Source organism: Aliivibrio fischeri ATCC 7744 = JCM 18803 = DSM 507 (assembly GCF_023983475.1).
In the GTDB taxonomy this organism is placed as follows: domain Bacteria; phylum Pseudomonadota; class Gammaproteobacteria; order Enterobacterales; family Vibrionaceae; genus Aliivibrio; species Aliivibrio fischeri.
On record NZ_CP092713.1, the window covers coordinates 386241 to 409409 of the forward strand.

The 23169-nt window shown below is 37.2% G+C and carries 18 protein-coding genes; 2 read left to right on the plus strand and 16 right to left on the minus strand.

What is annotated here, in order from left to right; all coding sequences use genetic code 11:
* The first annotated feature begins 1 nt into the window (after position 1).
* Both AVFI_RS15360 and AVFI_RS15365 read left to right on the plus strand, forming a co-directional pair.
* Positions 2-2461 carry an ABC transporter permease gene (locus tag AVFI_RS15360; protein WP_065622501.1) on the plus strand — a complete coding sequence of 820 codons (2460 nt, stop codon included), beginning with the start codon at positions 2-4 and terminating at the stop codon, positions 2459-2461.
* Between the two features lie 347 nt (positions 2462-2808).
* Entirely contained in the window at positions 2809-3180 is a 372-nt protein-coding gene (locus tag AVFI_RS15365) for a YgiW/YdeI family stress tolerance OB fold protein (RefSeq protein ID WP_005423711.1), read from the plus strand.
* 97 nt (positions 3181-3277) lie between these two features.
* Here AVFI_RS15365 and AVFI_RS15370 read toward each other — a convergent pair whose 3' ends face one another.
* The 16 genes from AVFI_RS15370 to AVFI_RS15445 all read right to left on the minus strand — a co-directional run bounded on the left by AVFI_RS15370 (position 3278) and on the right by AVFI_RS15445 (position 23161).
* On the minus strand, positions 3278-3505 hold the full coding sequence (locus AVFI_RS15370) for a glutaredoxin family protein (RefSeq protein WP_005423709.1): 228 nt from the start codon (positions 3503-3505) through the stop codon (positions 3278-3280).
* A gap of 40 nt (positions 3506-3545) precedes the next feature.
* Positions 3546-4094, minus strand: coding sequence for a DUF1415 domain-containing protein (locus AVFI_RS15375; RefSeq protein WP_005423707.1), 549 nt, complete (start codon positions 4092-4094; stop codon positions 3546-3548).
* Between the two features lie 87 nt (positions 4095-4181).
* Positions 4182-6074, minus strand: a complete 1893-nt coding sequence (locus AVFI_RS15380) for a sensor domain-containing phosphodiesterase (RefSeq protein ID WP_188863214.1) — start codon at positions 6072-6074, stop codon at positions 4182-4184.
* A gap of 216 nt (positions 6075-6290) precedes the next feature.
* Positions 6291-6935 carry a sugar transferase gene (locus tag AVFI_RS15385; RefSeq protein WP_188863213.1) on the minus strand — a complete coding sequence of 215 codons (645 nt, stop codon included), beginning with the start codon at positions 6933-6935 and terminating at the stop codon, positions 6291-6293.
* A 14-nt stretch (positions 6936-6949) separates the two neighbouring features.
* Complete coding sequence (locus AVFI_RS15390; RefSeq protein ID WP_054775166.1) at positions 6950-8137, minus strand: glycosyltransferase family 2 protein; 1188 nt, start codon at positions 8135-8137, stop codon at positions 6950-6952.
* Positions 8134-9222, minus strand: coding sequence for a glycosyltransferase family 4 protein (locus tag AVFI_RS15395; protein ID WP_146865799.1), 1089 nt, complete (start codon positions 9220-9222; stop codon positions 8134-8136). Before AVFI_RS15395 ends, AVFI_RS15390 begins: the two co-directional genes overlap by 4 nt.
* Before the next feature lie 157 nt (positions 9223-9379).
* Positions 9380-10879: a GumC family protein gene (locus tag AVFI_RS15400; RefSeq protein ID WP_054775167.1), complete on the minus strand. Its 1500-nt coding sequence runs from the start codon at positions 10877-10879 to the stop codon at positions 9380-9382.
* Positions 10876-12012, minus strand: coding sequence for a glycosyltransferase family protein (locus tag AVFI_RS15405; RefSeq protein WP_146865797.1), 1137 nt, complete (start codon positions 12010-12012; stop codon positions 10876-10878). Before AVFI_RS15405 ends, AVFI_RS15400 begins: the two co-directional genes overlap by 4 nt.
* Entirely contained in the window at positions 12002-12757 is a 756-nt protein-coding gene (locus AVFI_RS15410) for an acyltransferase (protein WP_054775168.1), read from the minus strand. The genes AVFI_RS15405 and AVFI_RS15410 overlap by 11 nt, the downstream gene beginning before the upstream one ends.
* A 146-nt stretch (positions 12758-12903) precedes the next feature.
* The gene (locus AVFI_RS15415; protein ID WP_054775169.1) at positions 12904-14289 is read right to left on the minus strand and encodes an O-antigen ligase family protein; all 1386 of its coding nucleotides are present in this window, start codon (positions 14287-14289) and stop codon (positions 12904-12906) included.
* Positions 14286-15728, minus strand: a complete 1443-nt coding sequence (locus AVFI_RS15420; protein WP_065604656.1) for a lipopolysaccharide biosynthesis protein — start codon at positions 15726-15728, stop codon at positions 14286-14288. The genes AVFI_RS15415 and AVFI_RS15420 overlap by 4 nt, the downstream gene beginning before the upstream one ends.
* Entirely contained in the window at positions 15725-16888 is a 1164-nt protein-coding gene (locus AVFI_RS15425; protein ID WP_012535034.1) for a glycosyltransferase family 4 protein, read from the minus strand. The genes AVFI_RS15420 and AVFI_RS15425 overlap by 4 nt, the downstream gene beginning before the upstream one ends.
* Complete coding sequence (locus AVFI_RS15430) at positions 16881-18155, minus strand: glycosyltransferase family 4 protein (RefSeq protein WP_012535421.1); 1275 nt, start codon at positions 18153-18155, stop codon at positions 16881-16883. The genes AVFI_RS15425 and AVFI_RS15430 overlap by 8 nt, the downstream gene beginning before the upstream one ends.
* Positions 18156-18315: 160 nt before the next feature.
* Positions 18316-19332, minus strand: coding sequence for a glycosyltransferase family 4 protein (locus AVFI_RS15435; protein WP_065597725.1), 1017 nt, complete (start codon positions 19330-19332; stop codon positions 18316-18318).
* Positions 19316-20818, minus strand: coding sequence for a sigma-54-dependent transcriptional regulator (locus AVFI_RS15440; RefSeq protein ID WP_012534957.1), 1503 nt, complete (start codon positions 20816-20818; stop codon positions 19316-19318). Before AVFI_RS15440 ends, AVFI_RS15435 begins: the two co-directional genes overlap by 17 nt.
* Before the next feature lie 42 nt (positions 20819-20860).
* Positions 20861-23161 carry a response regulator gene (locus tag AVFI_RS15445; RefSeq protein ID WP_188863212.1) on the minus strand — a complete coding sequence of 767 codons (2301 nt, stop codon included), beginning with the start codon at positions 23159-23161 and terminating at the stop codon, positions 20861-20863.
* Between the last annotated feature and the right edge of the window lie 8 nt (positions 23162-23169).

A 23169-nucleotide genomic window follows, 5' to 3' on the forward strand; every position in this document is an offset into this window, starting at 1 on the left:
AATGAGTGAGAAATCATTAACATCAATCTCTTCAGAATATCCCCCTTTTTCTGGAAATCGAATGATATTGAGGTGGAGTTGGCGTGAGATTTGGCAGGGACAATTATGGCCTGTCATGGCGGCGCTAACCTTGATTGTTGCGTGTGTGGTTGCATTATCTGCTTTAGCCATCCGGGTTGAAAAAGTCATGACAGATCAAGGTCGCTCTATGATGGCGGCGGATTTGGTTTTCCGTTCAGCAAATCCTACCCCTGAATCTATTTTACAGCGTGCTGCTGAGCAAAACCTAGTTACTTCCTCTCAAGTTCGTTTCCAAACCATGGCATTCAGTGACACTGGAATGCAATTGGTGAGCGTGAAGTCTGTTGAGAGCAATTATCCACTTCGTGGTGAGCTATTATTGCATGGTGAAAACAATGAATTACATACACAAGTTAATCAAGGAGAGGTGTGGGTTGCGGATCGCCTTTTATCTCTTCTGGAATTACATATTGGTGATGTGATTGCCATTGGTGATGCAGAGTTGCCGATATCTGGAGTGATTGAATCAGAACCTGAGTTGGCGTTTAACCCATTTCGTACTATGCCAAGTGTGTTTATTCATCAATCTGATTTAGATAAAACAGGTGCCATTCAACTGGGCAGCCGAGTGCAATATCGAACGTTATTTAAAGGGGATGATAATGGGGTCTCATTGCTTCAAAGTGAGTATGAATTGCAAGCAGGGGAAAGTTGGATAAGTGAAGAAACACAGGGTCGAACTGCCGATTTAATGCAAAAAGCAAAGCAATATTTGTCACTGACGATTTTGATGGTGATCTTAATGGCTTCGGTCACTTTAGTATTAACTTGTCAGCATTATGCAACCAGTCGTGCGAATACCGTTGCTATGTTAAAAAGCATGGGGGCAAGTAAAGTGTGGCTGAAGCGCTGGTTATTCAGTCAAGTGGGTTTGATGTTTGTTACGGGTGTGATCGCAGGGTCTTTAATCGGATTAGGACTAGAGTTGTTATTACGTATTCCCTTAACGGATATTCTACCCGAAGACTTACCGAGTTATGGTTGGCAACCTTTCTTATTTGGCTCTATTGTTGCTTTATTCATTGGTTTACCAGCTCTTGGTATTCCATTAATTCGTCTTTTGGATACGCCGGCGATTGCCGTTTTGCAATCTCAAATAAACACTTCTTCAAAAAAAGGATGGTGGCTTATTGCTGTGCCCATCATGGCTTTTTTATTCATGTATGGAAATAACAGCCTAGTTTGGATGGTATCGGTTGGTTTAGTCATACTGTTTGTTTTACTTGCTGGCATTAGTTACGGTTTAGTGCACCTGTTTGGGCGGGTTAAATGGGGGGCTGCAATGACATTGGCATTGAGTCGGATTAAACGCTCCCCAAAAAACAGCATGATGCAATTGGCTGCACTGTCTGGCTCTTTAATGTTAGTGGCCGTGATTTGGCTAGTGAGAACCGATTTATTAGGAGATTGGCAACAAACTTTACCGCCGGATGCACCTAATGTGTTTGCGATGAATATTGCTCCGTATGAGCAACAAGAGTACTTACAAGTATTGGATAATGAAAAATTGGATCGCTCAGAAGGTTACCCTATTGTTCGTGGACGCTTAACAGAAATTAATGGTGAAAGTACCAAAGAGAAAATGAAAGGTGAAGGACAAGGCTCAGATGCGCTACGTCGTGAAATTAATTTTACTTGGCGTAATACATTGCCTGTTCATAATCAGGTCACTGTAGGTGCATGGACAAGCGAAAATGGAGTGTCTGTTGAGCAAGATGTCGCGAATGACTTAGATATTACTATTGGTGATACATTGAGTTTTTCGGTGAATAGTCAGCCCTTTACTGCGGTAGTTAATTCGATTCGTGTTGTTGATTGGCAAAGTATGAAACCGAACTTTTATTTTATTTTCACCCCCGATGTGATTGCAGATTTACCAGCGACGTGGTTAGTTAGTTTTAAAGTGAATGACGATGAAAATACGTTATTGAATCAATTGGCTCGTGATTACCCAACGGTTAGCTTATTAGACTTTAGAACCATGGGAGGGAAGATCCAAGCCATGCTAGCTCAAATTACGTGGTCATTAACTGTATTAGCCGGATTAGGCGTCGTGAGTGGTATTTTATTGATATTCACGTTACTTCGTTTGAGTTTGTATCAGCGTCAACGTGAGATCACTCTTTATCGAACTCTAGGCGCCAGTCGTCAACGTATTAGTAATACACTATGGAGTGAATATGGTGTGATGGCATTAGCTGCGGGGTTTGTTGCCGTTATGGGAGCTGAAGCGATTGTATTCAGCTTAGTGAAATGGGGATTTAAATTAGAACCGACACTTCATATCAGTATGTGGTTTGTACTGCCATTAATTGCAATGAGCATTGTCTTTATGAGTTTGGTGAGTGTGATAAAGCAGTTACTAAAACCGTTAAAGTAGATCTTTTAAGTTATTATTTTAGTTTTTATGCAGGTTTTAATTATATTAAAACCTGCTTTTTATTTATGTTTATATTTTGCTTTTTTGAATGAAGTTTTACATTAGTGAAAATGCAATATACACGATGTTAATCAGTGGGTTAATTACTGTTTATTTATAGGTTATAACAATGTTTTTAATCGAAATATAAAAACAAACATAAGTCTTGATATAATTAAAAACTAGGCGTAATCTCTAAATGAAATTGATTAAAACTACTATATATTTATAACTTATTTTTGTCGTAATTAAATTGAGTTACAAATGTTAATGTGGTTTTTCATATAATAATAGTTAAGGTTTTATTTATGAAAAAAAGACATTTGTTATTTACACTAATATTAGCTTGTTCATCAACTCTTGCATTGGCTAATGATCAAACCGCTAATTATCAGGATGAATTTTCTAAACCTGTTGATGGAATAAATAGCGTAGAATCGGTATTAAATGCTAGCGCCGTCATTGATGATACACCGATCCTATTAACTGGGTACTTAATTGAACCTTTAGGAAAGGAAGTCTATGTATTTAAAGATAATACAGGCTCTTTAAATGTAAAGATTGATGGTGATAAGATGTCTGGTTTACAAGTGAAACCAAACGATAAAGTGACGATCAAAGGCGAAATAAATAAAGAAGATAATTATATTATTTATGTAGATAGCGTGATTATTGATTAATATAAATTAATTATTTTTAAATATTATTCTCTTGTTGAAAGTGTTTTTAAATTTACAGTCATGTAAAAAAGGAGCTTTAAATAAGCTCCTTTTTTAATTAACTATTATACATCTTATCGAAATTCTTCTGATTCCAACCTGCCATCATTTGATCGCCGATTTTTAATACCGGCACAGAGCGAGCACCAATGGCTTCTAGCTCTTTACGACCACGCTGCATTTTTGCGTTAGTTAAACGATATTTAATGCCTTTAGAATCAAGGTATCGTTGCGCTTCTTTGCAGTGAGGACATTTATCTGCAACATATAAAACAACTCGTTTCATCGATTTCTCTCAATTATTTCTTAATGGCTGCTAGCCTATCTCATACGAACAAGTAAGGGAATAGCTTACGACGTTCTTCTAAAGTTAACGCCTCAACACGTGCAATGTTTGTATCTGGAATAGCTTCAGGATTTGGGTAGTGTTTTAGCACTTTTTCCATGCTTTCTTCACGGATAAGGTGAAGTACAGGATATGGAGAGCGATTAGTTAGGTTCTCATCATCTTCAGGCTCTGCACCACCAAAACAGTAATCAGGGTGGAACGTCGCAATTTGATAAATACCTTCCCATTCTTGCTGTTTGATGAGTGCGTCAACCCAATCTAAGAAGAAGTTATAATCCATAAAATCTTGCAGCATATTAGGAATCGCAACTAGCGTTGTTTCTAACTCTTCAGCTGTTTTCGAATCTAAATTCATTAACTCTTGAAGAATATCTTCAAGCAATGCTTCTTCTGTCGTTGCTTCAGATACAAAAATTTTGATTTGTTTATTACGGTTGGGTTTTGCTGCGAAAGGGCAAAGATTGAGGCCGATGACCACATCTTCTAACCACTGTTGTACTTCTTGTTCTATTTTTTGAATATTCATGCTGACTGGGTTCATTTTATTATGATATTTGTTAGCAAGAGTATCAGATCTTCTGCTTCTTTCTATAATGATATTTTAGAGTGCCCACTACACAAATTGGAAATAAGGCGTACCAATTGAAGATTGATTAAATAACCCTTCTTCAAAATCGGTTGCGGAAATGGGTTTTGAATAGAGATAGCCTTGAATTAGGTCTATGCCTTCTTTAACAACAAATGCTTCTTGATTTTGATTCTCAACCCCTTCTACAACTACTTTTAGTTGCAGTTTCTTAGCTATGTTGATCATCGCGCACACAATATTTTGATCGTCTGCGTTTTTCTCAATATTTGCGATGAAGCTTTTATCGATTTTCAATGAACTGAATGGGTATTTTTTCAGGTATTGGAATGAAGCATAGCCAGTACCAAAATCATCTAACGCAATAGATATTCCCATATTATTTAGCTGACTTAATGTCGCGATGGCTAGTGGTTCATCTGAAATTAAGCCACTTTCTGTTACTTCCAGTTCAAGATTGCGAGCTGGCAATTGGTATAGATTAAGTAATTGTTTTATATGAGTAACAAAATGAGGATCTTTTAATTGGACAGCCGAAATATTCACAGCCATAACAAAATTTGGTGAGTGTAGAATCCACTCTGAAGCTTGTTGAATTGCGTTACGAAGTGCAAAGTTCCCTAGTTCGTAAATAAGTCCATTTCGTTCTGCAAGTTGTATTAATACATCATTCGCAATGGCGGCTAAGTGTGGGTGATTCCAACGTAATAATGCCTCACAACCAATCCATTTTTTATTTACTGGGCATACTTTTGGTTGATAATTTAAGAACAAATCATGATTACGAACGGCTTCAAGTAGGTAGCGTTCAATCTTATGTTCGGATAATGTTGATTGAGTTGGTAGTGAAACATCAGCAATAGTAAAGGTTTTGCCTAAGCTTTGACATTTTACAACCGTATCATAAGCAAATTGAAGTAGGTCTGAACGAGAAATACCTTCTTTCGAATGTACGGCTCCAACGTAGCTTTGTAAATGGAGAGATTGCTCATTTGCAGTGTAGTTTGCTTGGCCTATTTCGGATAAATGCTGGCAAAGTTGTGGTAGTTTTTCTTTGTCAGTTTGAACAATTAATAGGATATCAGAAGAGCCTAAACGACCAGTTACTGAAGTATCAGTAATTTTGGTTAATTTAGAACGATATTCTATCAATAGAGAATCAAAAGCTTGATAGCCATATTCTTGCTGGATTTTTCGACTATTCGCAAAATGGACATGAAGTAGAACAAATTTGGTTTCGTTTTTGATCAGACTATCTACATGTCGGTGAATGGCGATAGGGTTTAAGAAACCAGTATTAACATCATGATTTTTATGATATTCCACTTTTTGTTCAGCAGCTCGTCGGCAGTCTATTTCATTAGATAATTTGATGTTAATTTCATTTAGATGTTGAGTTGTTTTCGCTACTTCCGCTTGCAGTTCTTTATGACGATAAAGAAGGTCAGCATGTTGATACAAGGTATTAAGTTGAGCTTCAATCGAATGCTGATAGGTTTTCATCAACTTTTGATAAGCTGGAGAAAAGTGATTTTCTTTTTTATCTAAGATGCATAGGGTGCCAAAAGGCGTATTGTCTGGCCAATATAAAGGTAACCCGCAATATGCAATCATGTTTTGCTTTAGATCGGGGTTATTGTTCCATTCAGGGTCAACTAGCGCATTGAAGACAGTAAGTTCCTGTCTTTCTTTGATGACTGTTTCGCAATATAACCCTTGGTTGAGTTTTTCTGTCGCCCCTTTAATGTAAGGGTTTTCTGTGGATGAACTGGATGAAAAAACTTTAATGTCATTATCATAAATACGCATAATTAATGCCGCTGGTACATTAATTACATTCGATAAAATATCGAGCATATTTTGCCAGTCGTTTTGCATTTGCTCTGGAATGTCGATGGCAGACGTCAATGTTTTTTGCATATCAGGTATCCGTATTCCCAATAGTTGATTGCTGTTAGTTAGATAGTAGCAGTTTATTCTATTCATTAATTGTCTTAATTTTGATAACTGCTAGACGAGTCTATTTATAAATTAATTAGTTAGCATGTTTAAGAGCATAAATGACAACAAAGGATACCCATAAAAATTTAATGGTTAAAGGTGGTTTATATATAAATTTCAAATAGAAACTGAGTTTTATTGACCACGAGCAAATATCATTACTTTGATTGTCATTAGAAGAATATAAATATCAGATTTAATCCATCCTGAAATTGAAGTTAATGATAGAGCGTAGCTATGGTCAAATCCTACTTTTGAACGAACATCTTCAATACACGTATCATAACCTTGGTTAATTTGAGCTAATCCTGTAATACCTGGTAAAACGCCATAAGTTCTTTCACTAAAGTAAGGGATTTCACGCTCTAACTTATTATAAAAGGTTGGGCGTTCAGGTCTTGGGCCAACAAGAGACATATCCCCATTTATCACATTAAAAAACTGTGGTAATTCATCTAGGCGTGTTTTACGTAATATGCGACCAACAGTGGTAACTCTACTGTCGCCTTTTGTTGCAAGAGTAGCTCCAGTAACCACTTCGGCATCTTGCACCATACTTCTAAACTTTATCATTTCAAAAACATCAATTTTATCTGGCATAGCCTTTCCAACTCGAAGCTGGCGGTAAAATACGGGACCTTTTGAATCTAACTTAATGGCTAAAGCAATAAATGGGAAAAGTGGTAATGTAAGCATTAAGCCAATGATGGATAAACAGACATCGAAAGCACGTTTGGCTTTAATGGTCGATTGGTTCATTGTGTAATATGAATCTATCATAATAAAGTCCTCTTTTATTTTTGAACTCGGGTCCATGGAACCGTTGGTTTTTTAAAGATGTAATTTAGACCACCAAGTAAATTTGCCATGTGACCAGAAACTAAATAAGCAAGAATTTGGCAATATTTATTTGAAAATAATGTAGGGAAAAACAGACTAATAATACCTATGCAATACCCAAGGGCTTGCCCAATAAATGCGATTAAAAACAAAGAGTTGGATAAAAGGCAGGCTGAGCCAATATAAGCAATGAGCATGAAATATGGCATCATTGCTCTTAACCCTTTGCCAGAGAAAAAGGTAAATGCCGTGCCTTTGTATTTAGGGTTAAATAAGGTAATCAGACGGAACAGCTGCTGTACATTCCCTGCTGAAATTCTTAATCTTCGAGAAAAATCTTCTTCTTGTACAACATGTTCTAGCTCTAGCGCTAGAATGCTTGGGTCATATACTGCTTGATAACCTTGCTTTACTATCATCATGGGTAAAATAAAGTCGTCATTAATGGTATCTGATTCTAAGTGAATAAACAGTTCTGAACGAAATAGATAAAAAGCACCATGGGAGCCTAGGCTTGAACCCAATGTTGCTTCTTGTTGTTTAATACTGGTTTGATATTCCCAATATTTCTTTTCACCTTCAGAGGAAGGAGCTAATAAATGATAAGTGGGATTTACAACACCGACATTTTTATTTTCGAAATGTTTAGCTGCAATAAGTAATGCGTCATACGAAAGTAAAGCGGAAACATCACTTAGTGCAATGATGTCACTTGATTGGTATTGAGGGATAAGTTGATTAAGCAGCGCCACTTTTCCTTGATTATGTTCAAAATCTAAAATCTCAAAATGGGTATCTGCACATAACGCTTCTTGTATGGTGTTATAAGCGATCGTAACAGTATCATCAGTGCATCCATCACATGCGATGATAATTTTTAATTTTGAAGATGGATAATCTAAGCAGGATAAATTACGAATCTTTTCTGCAATCCATTGTGCTTCGTTATAAGCTGGGATGATCATGGTTATTAAAGGCAATGTACGATCTTTTTTTGATTCAGCAAAATTTCTACAGGTTGGTTCTATTCCCTTTACTGGATGACGAGAAGCAAACCAACGTAGCAGCATTGGGTAAAGTGTATGATGGTATATTACGATACCAATACTTAACGATGTAATGATGATAAGAAAAAGATTCATAGGTTTGCTCCTTCAAAATATAACTCTTCATAGGCACTAGCCATTGATTGGGCGTGGTTATTTTTTAAAATGAAATCTCGTGAAGAGAATTTTTTGGTTTTGTGTGTCATAGATTCAATGGCTTGAGCTAACGTTATAGCCGTATTGTTATTGACCAATATGCTGGATTTCGGGCACAGAGTTTCGCTTACACCGCCAACATCGTTTGCGATACAAGGGATGCCGCAAGCTTGAGCTTCTAGTGTGGATAATGGAAATCCTTCGTTATTGGAAGGAAGACAAAATAAATCTAACGTGTGATAGAAAGTTGGCATATGGTCGATATGCCCAAGAAAGTGCACTCTACTTTCTAAATGATATTGCTTAACCAGTTGCATTAAGTGTTCTTTTTGAGAGCCAGAGCCTGCAAGCAGTAAATGATATTTTGAATTTAGAAATCGAAACGCTTCAATTAAGTTTAACTGTCCTTTCACAGGTTCTAATCGACCTGCATTACCAATAACAATGGCGTTGTCAGGCAGTGTTATATTCAGTTTACTTCTTGCTTTTTGTTTGTCGCCAATGCTGAATTTATATGGATTAATGCCATTTTTTATTGTGTAAATAGGGTAGCTATTAAAAATATTATTAAGCGCTTTTTTTACAAAGCTAGCATCTGCAACTAATTTTGGATGAGATAAAGATAAGGCCAATCGTTGTAATCGACGGTGCTTGCTTACATTTAGATGCCAGGCATCATGCTCGGTATGCACATGGTTTATTTTTTTATTTAATTTAGCCGCAATGCCCGAATAAATTAAAGGACCAATGTGATGAGAATGTACAACATCAGCATTGTATTCTTTAAATAAATTAAGTAATTGATTAATCGTTTTAAAGGAAAACCCTGTCGATTTATTTAGACAAATGATTTGCTCTTGATATCGTTGCAGTCTTGGCCAGTTTTCAATCGTTTCTTCATAAGTACCATCTAAACTCACAATAACAATGCGATGTTCTTGGCTTGTAAACTCCAACATATCTAATACCATACTTTCTAACCCGCCAGGTGAAAGGTGTTGGACAACGTGAATAATGGTTTTCATATCGCACTCCTATTTGTGATTCTAATGTACAAATTGCAGAGATTGTGCCAATTAAAATTTCTTTATTATTCAATATGTTGATTGTTGTTATTTTCTTTTTCTCAAATTGAGAATGAATTTAGTAATTTGAAGTTTCACATTAATAAGAGAGTCATTTTTAATTTGCTTTAGATATGTTTGCTAGTAAGTTGTCCGCTACCGTTGGGTTTTCTTCAGTTAGATGAAAACATTTCATGGGCTGTGGCGGTATGCGACTAAGAACAGGTGCAGGGTTTAGAGCTTTAATTTCATCTTTTCTTCGGATACTGGTGTCACATAATTCAGCAATCACGGCCATACCTACACCTAATCCGATACCTCCTACAATACCTGCAATGGCATATAGAATGGTGGGTAAGTTTGAAGGTCCACTTGGTGTATAAGGCCGATCAATAATTTTTACTCGTTTTTCTTGCTCAAAAACCCCGAGTGAACGAGTGAGCTTAGCCATTTCAAAACGTTCTACTAAGTCATTGTAAAGCTGGCGCTTAAGCGTTAAGTCTCGCTGTAATTGATAAAGTACTTTTTCGTTTTGTCCAAATGAAGATGCTTGTAGTTCAATATCCTTGATCATGCTTTCGAGAACTCGAGTTTCTTCTGTTAATGCATCAACTTTACTGGTTGCTTGTTGTAACTCTTCTAGTTGGGATAGAAGAATTGGTGGCGCTTTTGCTAAATCTTCAACGCTATTACTACTTGCGATGTCCCATAATTGTTCACTACTTAAGCCCGGTTGAGTTTGTGAAAGTAAGCGAGAACGTTCCTCTTCGAGACGGTTTAAGTTACGTAATTTACCTTGAACTTTGCTGTGTTGAGGGGTGTATTTGGCTTGCAATAAGGTTAACTCTCCGCGAATTCGGATGATTTGTTCTTCTATTTTCCCTATTACTGGATTGGTTTTTGAAAGTTGAAGATCGATTGAGCCTAAACGCTTTTTGGCACCAGCGAGCTCAGCTTGTCGTTCGTATAAACGTTGTTTTAGTTTGGTTAGCCTATCTAAGCTTGTGAGTTGCATTTCAGGTAATACGGTATTTTCTTGGCTTTTAAATTCGGCCAGTTTTTCTTCCGCGATATCTAATTCTTGTCGACGAAATTCAATATTATCCGCAAGAAATTGACTTGAATCCTTCATAGATGAACGTTCAGGTGCTAAAAGTTGCTCAGTAAAATGACGACTAACTGCCTCTAACGTATCTTTCATACCATCAGGATTATTTGCTCGATAATCAATACGAATTAAATCTTTACCGGCCATGCTGACAGATAAGTTGGCGGATAGTTGATTGATCTCATTATCAATAGCTTGAGGGGACATTGATTCATGAATATAACCTCGTTCTTCTGCTACTAAGCCTAATATATGCCGACTATGTAGAAGAGTTTGCAAAGCACTTAATCGCTCTTTTAACATGGTAGATACGGCTAAATCTTCCAAGAATGGGTTCATTTTTGCTGTTTCTTGGATCAACATGCTGGTGTGAGAGTCATAATGCTTTGGTGCTAACTTCGCAATAGTTAATCCAATAAAAGGCATTAATATTATAGGTAAGACAATCAAATAACGGCGACGCCATGCTGATTCTAAAATAATAAAAATACGTTGGCTTAAAGTGATCATAATGCCTCCAACCACACATCAAGCTGTTGTGCTTTTGCTTGCCATGTATGCTTTTTAGTTAATGCGGCTTGCTGAGTGTTTTTGTTATTTACTGATGAATTGAGCCAATTAGAATAAATATTGTTTAAATGAGTCGTAAAATCTTGAGTTGAATTTACAGTGTGAATTTCAGCAATATAAGGCGCTAACGCTGGAAATGAAGTGCTAATAATAGGCGTCCCTGTTGCTAAATATTCTAATAGTTTTAAAGGATTACAGGCTCTAATTTGTTCATTATCAACAAATGGGAGTAGGTTTGCTTGCCAATGCTGACTATATCTTGGCAAGTGGTAGTGCATTTTGGGGCCAAGTAAGTGCAAATTAGGATGATTTTTAAATGGGTTATACGTTAATTCATTTTTTCCGATAAAAACGAAATGCCAAAGTGGGTTGTCTGCAATAACTTGATTTAGCAAGTCGTAATCAAGCCAGTCGGATAGGCTGCCATAAAAACCAGCAATAGGGCGCCCATCATTAGGCAGATCTTTTGCTCTTGGTACTGGTTGATTAAATAATGTGAAATCAACACCATGGGTTAATAATTGGGTTTTTCCTTTAGGAAATTTTACTAGTAACTTTTTACTGGCGGCTAGGATAAGATCTGCTTTATCAATGAGTTTTTGTTCATGCTGTATTACTGTGCTGTGGTCAACACCAGCTAATGCACCAAAATCATCACCACAATAATAAACCACGCTTTTTTCACCTAGTTCACCACACACATCAGCAACCGTAGGTAATGATGTCCATAAGATAGGTTGGTTTAGTTTTTCTTTTTGCAAAATAGGCTTAAGTTGATTGATGATAAGCTTTTTTGCAACCCAACGAGCAAATGTTCCCTTTGGCGCAGGGATGGTTTTGATATTTACCGTTGTAAACGGAGCCTCATTTTCATTATGGGCTTGAACAGCTCTTTTTTGTGTCAGCTTTCTCCACACTCGTTTTATATCATGAATTGAGAAGCGAGGCTGGCGTAAACCAATAGAGTTAACCCACACTACTTTTCGAGTAAGCGATAGTTGTTTTATTAAGTGTTGGGTACTTGAGGGAAGTCCTCCCCAATCTTCTCCAAATACAATCAAATCAGGCTTCATAGCGAATTTCCTCTTTGATTGTATTTAAGGAATTAACATCTAATTTTTTGATTACTTTTGCCGGATTTCCGGCGGCAAGTACAAAAGATGGAAGGCTTTTGGTCACGACACTACCAGATGCAACAATAGTTCCTTCACCAACCGTAACGTTGCCGATAATACTCACTCGAGAGCCAAGCCATACGTCTTGCTCTAAGATAATATCGCCCACTTGACTATCTAGTTCGGGTTTCCCTAAAGCTCGCTCTGTTGGATCAATGGGATGCCCTGGATACCCACATAAAAAACCTTGTCCTGCAATTCGCACATTGTCACCAATAATGACTTTGTTGCCTACAGCAATAGTAGTTTGCCAACAAATATCGACATTGTTTCCCACTTCTAAGGTTGGATTATCTGAATTCGTTCGCCCACTAAAGGTCGTTTGCCCTGAAATGCGGCAGTCATTACCAATACGCATTGTTAAAGGACCACTAAAGAAAGGTAAGCCACCGTAAAGCAGTGTGCGTTTCCCATAACTTTCTAAACGACCTTTGAAAGCTGGAACATAGAAGATGAGGTGAGTAAATGCTTGCCATTGAGTACATAGAGTCTTGTGCAACCCATAAAGCACCTTGTTAAGCAGGCGAGGAGTTGGCAACTCAAAATGTCGGATGGATTTCGCTATACGAAATAGTGTCAGAGCTAGCGGACTCTCTCCTTCTTTTAGCCACTGTTTAAAACGATAAATTGATAATGTGTTCATATTGGCATTCCTTTTTTGATTCCTCTTTATGTAGATCAATCATGGAATGTGCCAATATTTTTTTACTTATATTTCAATTGGATATGTTATTTTGATTAGGGTTATTCTAAATTTCTCATTTTGAGAATCGATTTGAAAGTGAGGATTTACTCTTTTAATTGGTTTAATGCAACCTGAGCTGTTTTACCTACCGCGACGACAAGTGCCGCTAAAATATAGATTGGCCAATTGAAACCTTGAGTCAAAAATGTTCCCGATACTATGGTTCCCATTAACCCTGCAAATACAGCTTGAGCACTGGTATAGATTGCGGGATCAATTCGGTCTTTAACTGCTTTAACCGATTGTAAAGTGTGGTTGGCATTTTTAATTAGTACGACAATAAGAGCAATAAAGATACTTAGACCTAGAAAGCCTGTTTCAGCAAGAACCCCAAACCATGTACTATGAACGGCATGATTTAATCCGTCCCAGTGAGGGCTATAATAGAAATAATTGGAATAAAAATTATCTAAACCTACACCTGTTAATGGGTTGGCTAATGCCATCTTAAAAGCAGCTTCCCATGCGTATAAACGTCCCATTGCTGATGCGTCAACGCCTGCTTCTGCCGAGCCTCCTGAAGCTCTATCTGAGATACCAGCAATGGCGAATAATATACCGCCAGCAAGGATAGCGATAGATAACAATAAAGCTTTTGACTTGATACGTTGTAAGCCATAAATACCAAAAACGGCCATTATGCCTAATAATCCGCCTCGACTTTGTGTTGCTATAATTGCCCAAAATAGAATAGGAATAGCGATAAAACCAATGAGACGTTGATGCCAAGGTAATTGATGGGTTACTAGTAGACCTACAGCAAAAGATGTAGGGAACATAAGTACTAGTGCTAAATCATTAGGATCTCCCAACATAGAACCGAGTTCTCGCCCTATGGTTACACGGGTCTCTTCTACTAATCCAATACCTCCTAGTTTATTTTGAATGGCTACGATCCCGACGAGTACGCCTGCAATGGTGATTGCTCTTAAAGTGAAGGTTAGTTGCTGTGGTGTTCTGACTAATACGGCAATAGCGAAAGTCATTAAAATAATTTTCCAATAGATGTTTTTAAAGTATTCAATAGCAATTGGACGGTTACCAGCCAATACAATACCCACGATAATCAAAAATAAAAAACAAGTAAGTAAGGTAAATTCTTTACACCAGAATAATTTAATTTGACGAGTAATCCCAACTTGCCAAGCTAGAGCTGCAAGTGATCCTAGAGACAACAATAGTGGGATTTTTAAAGAGTAAAGTTGAGGAAAAACCTCGTGAATTCGGAAGAAGGAAAAAATGACGAAAAATAATACCATTAAAAATGGACGATTTAATGTATATAAAACGGCAAGAGGAATTATACCTAGTACAACAATTAATGCTGGATGAGGAAATAAGTGCCACAAGGCTCCTGCTAGCAATGAGCATACAACAGCTGTAAACCATTGTAATGATTGAGATTGAAGTGGCACATTATTATCTATCATAGTGTTTTTCCTGTTTGTTCTTTTTTAGGAAAAGTGATGAGACTTAATTGAAAAGCAAAGACAACCAAAGTGGCCGTAGAAGCAACGGCGATAACAAGGTGTAACAGGGTTGAATATCCAGACAAGCTGAGTGCAATTGAAATGGTTGTGATTAAAAATATAACCGCTAATTTTCCCATTGAGTAGGGAAGGTTATGGTAACGTTGAGATAGAATAAACGTTACCATAACTCGTAGTAGTTGCGCGATAATCAATGAAACAAGAACGCCTGATACACCGTATATTGGCGTTAACATAATAATTAGTGCAACTCCTATGATTGTAGCTACGCCATTAATCCAAAGTAATGCGTTTGTTTTTTTCTTAGCAAGTACACCAATATTAATTAACTCATTTAATTCTTTAATTGCTGAAACGATGATCAAGGCAACTGCAATATGTTTTGCTGATTGATAGTCTGCTGGCATCAGCCAATCGATTAATACAGGAGCTAAGTAGCTGACTAGGATCGTTAATGAGCACAGTAGTACAAGACTACTTTCTGTTATCTGCGCCGTTAGTTTATTTCCTTTTGCATGTAAGTAATCAAACCGTTTAGGCATCCACCACATGCAAAATGGCTGCATTAGTAGTGTGAGAGCAAGAGAGAACTTAAGTGCTACGGCATATAAAGCAATGTCATTGAAACTGGTATTTTCCGCAAGCACCCAACGTTCAAAACCATTTAAACCAAAAGCAATCAATCCACTTAGCATTAATGGAAAGCAATATGGAAGGCATAGTTGTGCAATGTCTTTGCTAAATACATAACTTGTATTTTCCACTTTCAGGTTTTCATTCATTTGTATGTAAACCAAAGCAATTATTTGTATTACTGCACTGATAAAACCAGCAAGTAAAATAGCAGTTACGCCATAACCTTGTTGTAAAACAATAACGGTTAAGATGGCCTGAAGTAAGGCTCGACCTGTTGTTAAATAGAAGAATAATTGCGCTTTATCCTGCATTCTTAAAGAGGCTAAAACAACGGCAATCATTCCTTCAAACGCTAAAGGCATGAGTAATAATTCAAGCTCGATTGTACTGGCATACTCAGGTTTAAATTCATTAAAGAAAGGACTCATTATCCAAATAATAGGAAGAGATACTGCCCCAACAATCATGGTTAATGTGAATATCTGTGCAGTTATTTTTCTTTTTTTATGAGGATCTTGCTCTGCGCCTGCAAAACGATAAAGAGCTTCATGCAGTGAAAATCCAAGAACTACACTTAAAATCATTGCAAAAGTGGCTAATAGCTCTAAACGTCCTAATTCATATTGTGGAATATGATTGGCAATATATGGCAGCATGAACAAAGATACGCCTTTCATTAGCACGATACTTATGCCATATAGAGCCATATTTTTGAGTGCCGGAGATAAAGGAAATAGACTCATTGTTTCACCTCATTTAATGATAGAGCTGAAAGAGATCGCTTTTCTATTGCTAATTTAATATTTAAATAGCATTGTTCTGCGCGGTAACCTTGTGATAAATGGGCCCCTGCTTTTCCTATTGTTTTTATTAACTGAATATTAGATGTCGCTTTATTGATTTGTTGCTGTAATGAACTGATATCATTAGGCTTATATTTTAAGCAATTCTTATTATGCGTTAATACTAGATCCCAAAATGCACCATCAGAAGGGATAATCACACACATACCTGCAGTGAGAGCCTCAAGGATAGATAAACCAAATGGTTCTTGGTGGCTTGTTGATATGAAAATATTGGATTGTGAACGAAGGCGATCAAGTTGAGTTGGTTGATGATGCCATTCAATGCTTGTTATTTCTTGCGGTGCTTCTGTTGTTGGAAGCGCATTATTTTCAGGTAATAAGTAGCAAATTCGTGTAGGTACTCGACTAGATTCTGGAGTCGAATTAATGACTTCTAGTAATAAATCTAACCCTTTCCATTTTAACAATGACGCAGCCCAAAAAAGTGAAGGGGAGTGATACTGACAAGGAGAAGGTAGGTTCTTTTCACTAATACCATTCACAAATGCTTCAAAATGGTGAGTTCGTAATAGATGCTCAGTATTCTCCTCTTGAATATGTTCAGCTTTTTTTCTCCATACTTGTTTTATTGCTGCGATTAAAGAAGGGTAAGTGCTTTTTAAGTAGAAGATGTGTTGAGCTCTACATAAACAGAGACCAATAGAGCGAGATAAGCCAACAGGTCCATGGATAAGTTGAGTGATTTGATAACCAAATAACCATTTCATTAGATAAAGAGGCATGTCGATCCCCGGGCCTGAAGCTCCAACTGCCATGTTTATTTTTCCATAGAAAATGCGGGTGTAAATTAACCAAAAGCAAAAATAGAGTTGTCTTAACCAATAGCCTTTACCATGCTCTGATATTGGAAGCCATTTAGGGTGTGACATGTTAATCATTTCAACATTACGTAATAACCAAGAGCTTGGGTTTGCGGTAAGGATTGTAATGTGGTGCTTTTTTCTGTTAATTAAATCCAGCATTTCACGAGTGGCAACTTTTGAACCACCTGCGTAAGTGATTGGGTCGAAAACTAAAATATGATTGATATTATTCATGATGAGCCTCCTTGCTTAGATCGTCATTTGAGCGAAAGTGGGAGACAATGTGATTACGTACAAATAATTTCGACATATACGTTAGGTTATTGAAAACAGGTTTAATTGCCGCCCATAGAGGTTGAGTATGCGATTGAGTGTTAATGAGTTGTTCTTCATAGATATTTTCAAATTGTTGTGCGTATTGAGATAAGGTGAAATAACGATAAACGGTTTCTTTTCCTTTTTTGCCTAAGCGAGAAGCTAAGTGTGGGTTTTGGATAAACACCATAATGGCTTTCGCAAAAGATTCGCTGTCATTGGGTTGTGTAAGAAAGCCGGTTTCGTAGTGTGTGATCACCTCTGGAATACCACCAACCATAGGTGCAATAACAGGAAGTTGAGCTAGTGATGCCTCAATGAGTGCCAAACCAAAGGCTTCGTCTCTTGCGCCGCTGATGTAAGCGTTAATATCACTTTTTAATAGCCCTACGACGTTGCATTGCTCTCCTAAAAAATGGACGTTATTGGTTAGTTTTAATCGGTGGACCTGTGCTTCAAGGTTTGCTCTTTCTTCACCTTCACCAATAATAACTAAATGGATATTCAGCATTACAGCATCAACCAGAACCAAGCTATCAATAAGTAGGTCGATTCCTTTTCGATGAATTAATGACCCCGATGTTGCTAGTACATAAGCACTTTTATCAATACCTAGTTGGGTTCTTAAATCGATTTTATGTTGAGTGTTTAATTTTGTTGTATTTATTCCATTTGGTACTGTTGTTAGCTGTTCTTTTTTGTATCCATCCATTAGTACGTTTTGGCTAATGGCATCACTTACCGTGACTAACTTAGGGCTTAAATGAATACCTAAGCTCAGTCTGTCTCTTAGTGGATATTGGGTATGTAGGTGAGTGATTAATGGGGTTTGTGTATGACGAGCAGCAAGGTTCATCCATTGGCAAGGTGCAGCACTATTACAATGGATCAAGTCAACATTGTGCGATTCAATAATTTGTTTACCTTGTTGATAAAAGTGATACCAATTTGAGAGGGAGAATCGTGGAGCACTCCAACCAAGTAATAAGGTAAAAGGCGTGACATAGGCTACTTCAACTTGTTTATTTACTTCATCAGCAAGGCATTGTTGGTTACACCATAAAATGCAACGGTATTTTTGATGATTAATACTTTTAATTAGATTAATAAGACAAACTTCGCTGCCTCGGATCCAATTATCACCGTAATGTACAAACAGTAAGGTTGTTTTGGTTGTTTTAGACATCGGCTGACCTTCCTTGCAGTATCTTCTTGATATAAGAGATAGAGCAAATGGAGTGCCATCTTAAATTTTTTATTATCTTATTGAATTTTAATGATTAATTATTGCTTGGTTTTATTTTTCTCAAATTGAGAATGGGTTTTTATCAATATGAGAAACAAAATTAAATTTGATAAGCAGACAATAACGAGGGGATTACGGCCTGAGAAGAGAAAGTATTTTGAATAGTTTGTTGTGCATTTTTTTGAATGGTTTGGACTTGGATTAACGGTAAGTTTACCCATTTTTTTATTGCTGTAGGTAGAGCATCAGGGTTAACGATCCATCCATTTTCATTATTACAGATGAGTGTCGACATATTTCCTACGGGGGTTGAGATAACGGGAATACCTCGTCCCATGGCTTCTAATGCAACCATAGGTAAACCTTCATAGCGAGAGCAAATAACAAGTAATCCAATGTGTGGCCATATGGCATCCATTGAGTTTTGATGTCCGTGAAAATGAAGATTGGAAGGTGAGTTGTTTTGTAAGTCTTTTTCCATTGGACCTGAGCCATAAAAATGAAACTGTACTTTAGATAGTTGATTGGCTAATTCAAGGAAACGATCAGGGGCTTTTTCATGACTTAGGCGTCCAACAAATGCTATTTGGGTACCTTCTGATTGGGTTAAGTTCTGTGTATTTACAAAATTATTTAATACGGTTGTTTTACTTGGGATCCTTTTTTTAATTAATTCACTCACTGCAAAATTGTAATGACTGAACGGCGCACTCCAGCGATCAACAAAATCATATATGGCTAGTTTTCCTTGTGAAATTTCACCTGCATGATAAGTATTGATAAAGCGGATTTTTTGATGGGAGCTGCATTGAGATATACGCAATAATCTGGAATATAACGCTGCTTTGTAGCCATGCGAATGAATGACTTTTGGGTTATGGTGGCGTGTATAGGTTAATAGAGATGAAAATGAGCCCTCTAAAAAACGATAGGAAATGTTCGCTTCATTAAGTAGGGCGACTAAAGGATGAGTGGTAGGATAACGGCAGAGAAAAATCACACGTACCGAGCGTTGAAAGGTTTTTAGCCCTTTCGCAAGTTGTAGTACGTGTGATTCGATACCTCCAAAGTCACGGCTATCAAGTAGCAACCATATTTCATCATTCGGATTCTTCATAGGCTTCCCATGCCTGCTTTTTACGATAGAGTGTCGATGGGCTTAATTCCAATAGAACAGCGGCATTAAGGACATTTCCATCGCAATGATCGATGGCATTTTGAATGACTTCACGTTCGATATCTGCCATTGGGCGAATTACACTGGTATTAATTGCATCTGTCGCACTGGCTTCTAAAGCTTGTTCTTCTGGTGGTGATATTTGCTGTTGTTCTGTCTGATTATGTTGAACTTCAGCGACTTCTGTATTTCTTGAGAATTGAGAAGGTGCAGTAAAAGATGGCTTAGAAGCAACCTGTGCCGTTTTATTGGTTACTGGTTGATTTAGTGGCGGTGGAAGGTGTTCTATCGCCACATGGGTATCATTATGCAATACCACTACATTTCGAATAATATTTTGTAGCTGACGTACATTACCTGGCCATGAGTAATTACAGAGTCTTAATTCAACATTACGCTTTAATGCTTTGAATTTTTTATGATCTTCTTTTGCGTATTTTTTTAGGAAGAAAGTTGCGATATCAATAATATCAGTTCCACGTTCACGCAGTGGTGGCATATGAATAGGCACAACATGGACTCGGTAGTATAAATCCTCTCTAAAACGACCTTCGTTAACTTCAGTTAATGGGTCTCGGTTGGTTGCACAAATAATACGTATATCGGTGCTGAGCTCTTTGCTTCCACCTAATGGAGTAAATCGACCTGTCTGCAAGAAACGCAATAATTTCTTCTGCATTTCAAGTTCCATTTCGCACAATTCATCCAAAAAGAGTGTGCCACCATTCGCTAACATGGCGGCGCCTTTACGGTCGGTGGTTGCACCAGTAAAAGCCCCTTTTATATGACCAAAAATCTCACTTTCCATTAAGTCTCTAGGTATGGCACCGCAATTGATGGCAACAAAAGGCTTATTGCTGCGTTTACTTTGATAATGAATTGCCTCGGCGCATACTTCTTTACCTGTACCACTTTCACCATAAATGAAGACACTGGCTGTGGTTGGCGCTACCGAATCAATAATTTTATAGACGGCTTGCATAGGCAAACTTGAGCCAATAAAGCCTTGGTACTGTTTTCGGTTGAATGTATTTTGTAAATCTTCAACTAACCCTTCTAACTTGTTGCGCTTTAGGTGGTTCGCAATGGATGTTTTTAATCGTTCTGCTTGGATTGGTTTTTCGATAAAATCATCTGCACCATTTTGTAGAAGATTCACCGCAATATTGATTGTGCCGTGAGCGGTTGCAATGATAACGGCGGTAGGTAATTGTTTTTCTTTCATCCATGCAAGTACATCCTGCCCTGACATATCTGGCAGTTTTAAATCGAGAATCACCAAATGTGGTGGATTCTTTTCCATAAATGCCTTCGCTTGCTCCCCTGTAGTAACGTGAAAGAATTCATAGGGTTCATCTTTCACATATTGTTTGTAGAGGATAGCCAGAGAAGTGGAGTCTTCGACTAATAATACTTTTTGTAGCATAAGTAACATCCTGTTTTACCTAGCGAATTTTATTTTATTCTTTTATTTTGAGAAACCTTGCTTATTTCTTTGTTCAAGTGCATTTAATGAAAGTGTAGCTAAATCAGGTAAGTGTGCTGCTTTTTCTAACGCATCATCAAATTGTTGATTAATACAATGAATTTCAATCTCTCTTGCAAGTGTAGATAAGGCTACATTTCCAAGCGTTAATGCACTGCTTCCTAATGTATGCGCTTCAAACTCTAATGCATATAAATCTTTATTTTTTGCTGCACTTGAGATGGTTTCTACTCGCTCTTTTGATTCAATAATATAAAAACGGATGAGTTCAGGCATGACACTCGCATCTGTGTCAGTGATGATTTGCTGAATTATCTGTTCATCTACTAATAATAGCTCATTATCCATATTTTTATGTTCTTCGGTTGATTCATTAAATTCACATAGGTCACATTCTTGGCAAAATGAAGTGTCTTGTTTGCCTTCTTTTAACAAATACTTAGCAAGGCACTCTAATAAATTACTCCGACTAAATGGTTTGGAAAGATAATCGGTCATTCCCGCTTCTATAAATCGCTCTTTATCACCCGAAAGGGCATGTGCAGTAAGTGCAATGATAGGCATGTTCTGGTGTGTATCAGATAGAGAGCGAATTTTTTTCGTTGCCGTCATTCCATCCATTTCAGGCATGGATATATCCATGAAAATAAGGTCATATTGGGTATTAATTGCTTTTGTTATTGCTTCTTTACCATTCTGAGCGATGTCAATTGAGTAACCGGCATAATTTAGCGTGTTTTTAATGACAATTTGATTCGCATGGTTATCTTCAACTACAAGAATATTAGCATCAGAGAATACACAGGATTTTTGCTGTTCAACATTTCTTTGCTGCTCTATTTTTTCATTTGATAATAGACGGTTAATCTCTTTTGTTGTGGCTTTATCTAATTGAATATTGAAAGAGAATTCACTGCCCAAACCATATTGGCTGTTCACTGTAATGGTACCATCCATCATGTGAACTAAGCGTTGACAGATAGCCAACCCTAAGCCTGAACCTTCATGAGTTCGAGAAAAGCTGCTATCCGCCATGGTAAATTCATCAAATAAATATTCTAGTTGTTCTGGCTGTATTCCAATACCTGAATCTTGGACTGAGCAGTGTAATTGGATTCGTCCTTCATGCTCTTTGGCATTAACTAATATTTGAATCTGCCCGTTATCAGTGAACTTTAAGCTGTTACCAACTAAATTTAATAATATTTGACGTAATCTGTGAGCATCGCCCTGAACATAGACCGGAACATTATCAGCAATAACCAATGACAATTCTAATTGTTTATTTTGGGCTTGTGGATGAAAAGTTTTGAGCACACTATTTAAACTCTCATGCATATTGAAGGTATGATTTTCAAGGTAGAAAGTATTGGCCTCCATTCGAGAAAAATCGAGGATATCATTAATGATTGAGAGCAGTAATTCACTTGAATCTGTAGCTGTATTCACGAGTTCTTTCTGATTTGGTTTTAGGCTTGTGTCTTTTAAAATTGCGAGTAAACCTAGAACGGCATTCATAGGAGTGCGTATTTCATGGCTCATAGAAGCTAAAAAGCGACTTTTGTTTTTATTGGCTGCTTCTGCCTCATTTCTGGCTTGTTGTAGATCTTGATAGTTTTGCTCAAGCTTTAAAGACATGGTATTAAATGCTTGTGCTACATCACCTAAATCTCCAGTAGATGATATATCAACTTGTGCTCCGGGGCCTTTATTGGCAACGGTATTGACCGCTTTTTTCAGTTTATGAAGATTGCGAGTTAAGGCATTCCCAAGTAAAAATGAAAGCCCAATAACAAAGATAAGCTCAATAGAGGCAATGGCAAATATCCATGATTTTGCCTGGGAAAGGAAAGTGTTTTCACCATGAGTACCAAATCCGATTTCCACTTTCCCTAATGTTTTATCATCGGCGATTATAGGTAAAATGACATCATAAGTCCCATCCGATGCATTATGAAGGATTGAAGAGTCGGGGTTAGCGACTTCATGCAGTTTTGGTCCACCTTCAACAATTAAGCTTCCATCTTCATGAAAAATACGAATATAACAAATTTTTTCTAACGCGATAAAATCATTCATTAAGGAAACGACTTTGTCGTATTGATTATTGATTATGGGATCTTTTATTGCATTGGAGAACATATGTACAGATGCATTAGCTCTTGCTACTAGCCTTTGTTCATTTGAGTCTGAAATGAATTTCACAGAGCTAAACACTAAGATCAATAACATGATGCATTGAATAATAGAAATGCCAATGATCGTTTTAAGTCGAAATGTCATAGTTAGCT

Coding starts and splice junctions, on each gene's coding strand:
- AVFI_RS15360 (WP_065622501.1), top strand. CDS start 2: ATGAGTGAGAAATCATTAACATCAATCTCTTCAGAATATCCCCCTTTT.
- AVFI_RS15365 (WP_005423711.1), top strand. CDS start 2,809: ATGAAAAAAAGACATTTGTTATTTACACTAATATTAGCTTGTTCATCA.
- AVFI_RS15370 (WP_005423709.1), bottom strand. CDS start 3,505: ATGAAACGAGTTGTTTTATATGTTGCAGATAAATGTCCTCACTGCAAA.
- AVFI_RS15375 (WP_005423707.1), bottom strand. CDS start 4,094: ATGAATATTCAAAAAATAGAACAAGAAGTACAACAGTGGTTAGAAGAT.
- AVFI_RS15380 (WP_188863214.1), bottom strand. CDS start 6,074: ATGCAAAAAACATTGACGTCTGCCATCGACATTCCAGAGCAAATGCAA.
- AVFI_RS15385 (WP_188863213.1), bottom strand. CDS start 6,935: ATGATAGATTCATATTACACAATGAACCAATCGACCATTAAAGCCAAA.
- AVFI_RS15390 (WP_054775166.1), bottom strand. CDS start 8,137: ATGAATCTTTTTCTTATCATCATTACATCGTTAAGTATTGGTATCGTA.
- AVFI_RS15395 (WP_146865799.1), bottom strand. CDS start 9,222: ATGAAAACCATTATTCACGTTGTCCAACACCTTTCACCTGGCGGGTTA.
- AVFI_RS15400 (WP_054775167.1), bottom strand. CDS start 10,879: ATGATCACTTTAAGCCAACGTATTTTTATTATTTTAGAATCAGCATGG.
- AVFI_RS15405 (WP_146865797.1), bottom strand. CDS start 12,012: ATGAAGCCTGATTTGATTGTATTTGGAGAAGATTGGGGAGGACTTCCC.
- AVFI_RS15410 (WP_054775168.1), bottom strand. CDS start 12,757: ATGAACACATTATCAATTTATCGTTTTAAACAGTGGCTAAAAGAAGGA.
- AVFI_RS15415 (WP_054775169.1), bottom strand. CDS start 14,289: ATGATAGATAATAATGTGCCACTTCAATCTCAATCATTACAATGGTTT.
- AVFI_RS15420 (WP_065604656.1), bottom strand. CDS start 15,728: ATGAGTCTATTTCCTTTATCTCCGGCACTCAAAAATATGGCTCTATAT.
- AVFI_RS15425 (WP_012535034.1), bottom strand. CDS start 16,888: ATGAATAATATCAATCATATTTTAGTTTTCGACCCAATCACTTACGCA.
- AVFI_RS15430 (WP_012535421.1), bottom strand. CDS start 18,155: ATGTCTAAAACAACCAAAACAACCTTACTGTTTGTACATTACGGTGAT.
- AVFI_RS15435 (WP_065597725.1), bottom strand. CDS start 19,332: ATGAAGAATCCGAATGATGAAATATGGTTGCTACTTGATAGCCGTGAC.
- AVFI_RS15440 (WP_012534957.1), bottom strand. CDS start 20,818: ATGCTACAAAAAGTATTATTAGTCGAAGACTCCACTTCTCTGGCTATC.
- AVFI_RS15445 (WP_188863212.1), bottom strand. CDS start 23,161: ATGACATTTCGACTTAAAACGATCATTGGCATTTCTATTATTCAATGC.